The sequence below is a fragment of the Rhodococcus sp. MEB041 genome (assembly GCF_030208955.1).
Classification (GTDB): Bacteria; Actinomycetota; Actinomycetes; order Mycobacteriales; family Mycobacteriaceae; genus Rhodococcoides.
The window spans coordinates 1-2,117 of sequence record NZ_JARVSZ010000009.1 but is presented as its reverse complement, the minus strand read 5'-3'; the positions used below and the strand labels follow the sequence as shown (position 1 = coordinate 2,117).

The window sequence follows — 2,117 nt, the reverse complement described above, 5'->3', positions numbered from 1 at the left end:
CATGGCGATCGATCTGACCTACGACCCGAGCGTCCGCGAGTGGATCGAGCGCACTCGCACGTTCACCCGCGAGCACGTCCTGCCCATCGAGGACAAGTTCCTCGGCGACGTGACCGCTGCGGGCGGCGACGACCTTCGCCGGGAACTACAGGCCGCGGCGAAGGACGCGGCGGTGTTCGCTCCCCACGCGCCCCGCGAGTTCGGCGGGGGCGGTTTGTCCATGAGCGACCGCGCCCCCGTGTTCGAGGAAGCCGGCTACTCCCTCTTCGGGCCGATCGCGACGAACATCGGTGCCCCCGACGAGGGCAACGTGCACCTGCTCGCCCACGTCGCCTCCCCTGCCCAGAAGGAGCAGTTCCTCGGCCCCCTCGCCCGCGGCGACGTGCGGTCCGCGTTCGCGATGACCGAACCCGCTCCCGGCGCCGGCTCGGACCCCTCCGCCCTCACCACCACCGCCACCCGCACCGACGGCGGTTGGCGCATCGACGGCCACAAATGGTTCATCACCGGCGCGGACGGCGCCGGATTCTTCATCGTCATGGCCCGCACCTCCGGCTCCCCCGGCGACCGGGGCGGCGCCACGATGTTCCTCGTCCCCGCCGACACCGCCGGCATCATCGTCGGCCGGCACATCAGCACCCTCGACCGCGCCATGATCGGTGGGCACTGCGAAGTCACCTTCGACCGCGTCCTCGTGCCCGAGGACAACGTCCTCGGCGCCGTCGATGAAGGATTCACCTACGCACAGGTGCGCCTCGGACCCGCCCGCATGACCCACGTCATGCGCTGGCTCGGCGCCGCCCGACGCGGACACGACGTTGCTGTCTCGCATGTCGCCCACCGGGAAGGCTTCGGCAGCCGCCTCGGCGACCTCGGCATGGTGCAGAAGATGATCGCCGACAACGAGATCGACATCGCCGCCACCCGAGCCCTGCTCGTCACCGCCTGCCACAGCCTCGATCGCGGCGACCCCGCGAGCAACGAGACCTCCATCGCGAAGACCTTCGCCGCCGAAGCCATCTTCCGCATCGTCGACCGCGGCGTGCAGATGTGCGGCGGACTCGGCGTCTCCGACGACCTGCCCCTCGCCCGACTCTCCCGCGAGGTCCGTCCTTTCCGCGTCTACGACGGCCCCTCCGAAGTGCACCGTTGGGCCATCGCCAAACGCGCCGTCGGCGCCGCCCGCCGCGCCGCGAAGGAACAGCCGTGACCGCCACCCTCCCCGGCATGAACACCGCCGCCCTCGAAAAGTTCATGCGCGACAACGGCATCGACATCACGGGCGGACTGCGCGTCGATCGCATCGCGGGAGGCCGGTCCAACCTCACCTACCGCGCCCACGACGACATCACGTCGTGGATCGTGCGGCGCCCCCCGGTCAGCGGACTGACCCCGTCCGCCCACGACATGGCTCGGGAGTGGACCGTCACCCGCGCCCTGGCCGGCACCGACGTCCCCGTCGCCACCGCCGTCGCCTTCGACGCCGACGGCGCCGCCCTCGGAGCGCCGATGACCGTCGTCGAGTTCGTCCCCGGACAGGTGGTGCGCACCCGCACCGACCTCGACGCCCTCACCGACGACGACATCGCCGCCAACACCAGCGAACTCGTCCGTGTCCTCGCCGCGCTGCACGCCGTCGACCACCACGAGGTCGGACTCGCCGACTTCGGTCGGCCCGACGGATTCACCGCCCGACAGGTCGCCACCTGGGGACGGCAATGGCACCGCGTCAAGACCCGCGACCTCGACGACATCGACCGACTACACCAGGCCCTCACCGACGCCGTCCCGACGCACTCGACGGCCGCCGTCGTGCACGGCGACTACCGCGTCGACAACACCATCCTCACCCACGGTGAACCCGGAACCGTTGCCGCACTCGTCGACTGGGAGATGTCCACCCTCGGCGACCCCCTCACCGACATCGCCCTCATGTGCGCCTACCGGCAACCCATGTTCGACACCGTCCTCGGCGTCGACGCCGCCTGGACCTCCCCCCGCTACCCCGACGCCGACGACCTCGCCCAGCACTACGCCGCCGTATCCGGACGCGACCTCGCCCACTGGAACTTCTACCGCGCCCTCGCCGACTTCAAGATCGCCGTCATCGCCGAAGG

Annotated in this window: 2 protein-coding genes; both read left to right on the top strand. The window is 70.8% G+C overall.

The genetic code is table 11. The features are described 5' to 3' along the window. Nucleotide 1 precedes the first annotated feature (1 nt). Entirely contained in the window at nucleotides 2–1,210 is a 1,209-nt protein-coding gene (locus QRN16_RS20415; RefSeq protein WP_285189553.1) for an acyl-CoA dehydrogenase family protein, read from the top strand. 17 nt (nucleotides 1,211–1,227) lie between these two features. Beyond that, the coding region (locus tag QRN16_RS20410) for a phosphotransferase family protein (protein WP_285189554.1) at nucleotides 1,228–2,117 on the top strand (890 nt) is incomplete at its 3' end.